This is a genomic window from Euzebyales bacterium (assembly GCA_035461305.1).
Taxonomy (GTDB): domain Bacteria; phylum Actinomycetota; class Nitriliruptoria; order Euzebyales; family JAHELV01; genus JAHELV01.
The window spans coordinates 1-3,142 of record DATHVN010000091.1; the positions used below are offsets into that span (position 1 = coordinate 1).

The window sequence follows — 3,142 nt, forward strand, 5'->3', positions numbered from 1 at the left end:
GCAAGCGCCCGGAGGTAGCGTCCCAGCGGTCCGACCACCGGACCGCCGTGGCCGCTTGCCAGGACGAGGGTGCCGGTGCGGGTCAGCGCGCCTCGGCATGCCGCCAGCGGATGACGACCGGCGAGGTCGAAGATCACGTCGTAGCGTTGCCCGCTGCGGGTGAAGTCCTCCCGGGTGTAGTCGATGACGTTGCCGGCGCCGAGGGAGCGGACGAGCTCGACGTTGCGGGTGCTGCACACGCCGGTGACATCGGCGCCCATGGCTGTGGCGATCTGCACGGCGAACGTGCCGACGCCACCCGATGCGCCGTTGATCAGCACCGCGTGGCCCGGTTGCACCTCGCCGACGTCCCGCAGGCCCTGCAGGGCGGTGACGGCCGCCACGGGCACCGCGGCAGCCTGCTCGAAGGTCAGGTTGGCGGGCTTGAGCGCCAGCAGGTCTTCGGGGACGCAGGCGAGCTCGGCGAAGCTGCCGGTCGTGGTCTCGGCGTAGACGTCATCGCCGGGGCGAAACCGGGTCACGGCCGCGCCAACCGCCTCGACCCGGCCGGCGAGGTCACGTCCCCGCACCGCGACGCGAGGCTTGCGCATTCCGAGCGCTGCCCGCATGACGTAGGGCCGGCCGGAGGTGATGAACCAGTCGCCGTGGTTCACCGAGGCTGCATGGACACCGACGACCACGTCGTACGGCCCGGGGCTGGGCTCGTCGATGTCCTGTAGCCGCAGCACGTCACTGGTGCCATAGGCGTGCTGGACGATCGCCCGCATCATGCGGTCACCGCCGCGGGTGCGAGTCGGAGGGGTCTCCGGGTGGGCACGCCCTGGGTGACCAAGTAGGCGACCAGCCACAGATCCGCCACAGGATGGGGGGCGAGGATGGTGTGGACGACTGTCGGCAGACCTGGCCATGCGAGGCCGACCAGCCAGCTGGCGATCAAGCTCACGATGAGCAGGGTGCGTGCGCCGGGTGCAGCACCTCGGACGTGCCGTAGCGGTTCTGGACGATCGCGTGCATCGTCGTCGTGCGGGCGGGGCGTGTGGCGGTGGTGTTCGACATGTCAGTTCCTTCCGATCGGGACGACCCCCGCGGACAGCAGCTCCGCGACGGCGGTTCGGGTAGCGGGGTGCACGCCGGTACGGGTGCACTGCGGACAGGTGTAGGAGTAGTCGCCGGTGGTGGCGTCGCCGTCGTGCAGCGCGAGGAAGATCTCCGTGGTGGCCAGGTGGGTGATCTCGCCGCAGTAGGGGCAGGTCGTGCGCACGGGTGTCATGCCAGCGAGAACGGCGGGTAGCGGTCGGTCACCAGGAGGAACGCATACGCCTCGACGCGCAGGGCCCACCGCAGGACACCTTCGACGAAGCCGAAGATCGCCTGCGGATAGCGTCCCGTGAACAGCACCGAGAACCAGGCGACCACGACGCCGATGGCGGCCGCGACGCCCAGGAAGAGCAATGCGACGTAGTGCGGAACGGCCAGCAGCCACTTGACCAACGGCAACCACCGGTTCAGGTCCTCCGACACGTTCGGGTAGTCGAGGTCGAGGTGGACGGACTGCTCGTCGTCGGTGGACGGGTAGCGGTCCGACATCAGCGCCAGGTACGACAGCACCCGGGTCGAGAACCGCGCGAGCTGCAGGTTGAAGTCGAACCACCAGCGCGGGTACTTGTTGCGGAACACGATCATCAGCAGGACCGGCAGCGCCAGCACCCCGCCGCCGAAGGCGCCGATGCGCCCTCCGGTCTCACCCGCCGTGTCGCCCGCGACGCCACCGGCGACCACTCCCAGGACGATCATGACGGGGATGGCGTAGACAAGGCGCAGCGCCGTCGAGACGCGGTCGAGGTCGCGATCGGGGTAGTCGATCGTCAGTCGTGCGGCCTGGGCATCGGCGGATGAGCTCATGGTGGTGTCTCCTTCTCGAGTGCGCTGCCGTTCCTACGGCCGGGCACGCTCAGTCGGCCCCGCGCAGCGCAACCGCCGGCTTGATGGCCGCTGCCCGCGACGCGGGCCATGCGGTGGCTGCCAGAGAGGCGACCAGGGGAAGGCCCAGGATCACCAGCAGGCCCACCCACGGGACGACGAACGGCGGCGGCACGTCGCCGAACGAGTCGGACAGCAGCTGACGGGTCGTGATCAGCCCCAGGGCGGCGCCGATCACCGTGCCCTGGACGGCGATGAGGCCGGCCTCGGACAGCATGGCGGCCCGCACGATGCCCGTGCGGAAGCCCATCGCCCGCAGCATGCCGATCTCGTGCCGGCGCTCGCGGACCGCGCGGACCATGACGACGCCCAGGCCGGCGATCCCCACGAGCAGGCCGAGGCCGAGGAAGGCGCGGAGCAAGGCGATGAAGCCCAGCAGCTGACCCATCCCGGCGGTGCCGATCGTGGCGAAGGTGCGGGCGTCTGCGCCGTGCGCGAGGAGATCCGCGTTCACGGCTGCGGCCAGGGCATCGGCGTCGGCGCCGTCTGTCGCCGCGATGTAGAAGCGGTCCACGACCTGCTGGTCACCGAACAGCGCCGCGGTGACCTCGCGGTTGACCAGCGCGCCGTTGGCAAGCCAATCGGCGGCACCAAGGCCGGCAACCGTCAGCTCCCGGGCCTGGCCGGTGGCCGGGTCCACGTAGCTGAAGGCGTCGCCGATCGCGGGCACCGCGTCCACGCCCGCCACCAGGAAGTCGTCCGGCACGATGGCCAGCGACGGGTCGTCGAGAACGGCCCGGTAGGCGGCCTCGTCCGAGGCGTAGACGGGGTCGTGTCGGGACAGGCCGGGGGCGCCCTGCTCCAGCAGGTGTGCGTCGAACGACGTGACGGGCCAGGAGCGGCCGACGTCAAGGTGTGCGGCGTCGAAGGTCGCAACGCCGTGAATGAGACCCGCGACGGCCGCCACGTCGGGGCGCTCCGCCAGCCCCGCTACGGCAACCGGATTGGCCGGGTTCGTGTCGAGCACCACGTCGAAGCCGGCAGCCACCCGCTCGACGGTCGCGTCGGTGTTGCCGGCGAACGACGCCGACATCACGGTCATGATCGTCACGGTGAAGATGACGAGCGAGAACATGCCGAGCAGCATCGACGTGCGGAAGCGTCTGGCCAGCGGGTACGCGATGCCCAGGCGCGGCGCCAGACCCCGACCGCCTCGTGCGAG

General features: G+C 70.7%; 4 protein-coding genes. All 4 read right to left on the reverse strand.

Translation table 11 applies throughout. The annotated features are described in order from the left end of the window. The coding region (locus VK923_08785) for an NAD(P)-dependent alcohol dehydrogenase (GenBank protein HSJ44760.1) at nucleotides 1-770 on the reverse strand (770 nt) is incomplete at its 3' end. A gap of 287 nt (nucleotides 771-1,057) precedes the next feature. Next, nucleotides 1,058-1,270: a hypothetical protein gene (locus VK923_08790; protein HSJ44761.1), complete on the reverse strand. Its 213-nt coding sequence runs from the start codon at nucleotides 1,268-1,270 to the stop codon at nucleotides 1,058-1,060. Continuing rightward, nucleotides 1,267-1,902 (reverse strand): DUF4389 domain-containing protein, encoded by a 636-nt coding sequence (locus VK923_08795; protein ID HSJ44762.1) that lies wholly within the window; start codon nucleotides 1,900-1,902, stop codon nucleotides 1,267-1,269. Before VK923_08795 ends, VK923_08790 begins: the two co-directional genes overlap by 4 nt. 49 nt (nucleotides 1,903-1,951) lie before the next feature. Continuing rightward, nucleotides 1,952-3,142: FtsX-like permease family protein (locus VK923_08800; GenBank protein HSJ44763.1), on the reverse strand; the 1,191-nt coding region annotated here is incomplete at its 5' end.

Excerpts from the sequence above, each read along its gene's own strand:
- VK923_08795 (HSJ44762.1), bottom strand. The coding sequence starts at position 1,902 with ATGAGCTCATCCGCCGATGCCCAGGCCGCACGACTGACGATCGACTAC.
- VK923_08790 (HSJ44761.1), bottom strand. The coding sequence starts at position 1,270 with ATGACACCCGTGCGCACGACCTGCCCCTACTGCGGCGAGATCACCCAC.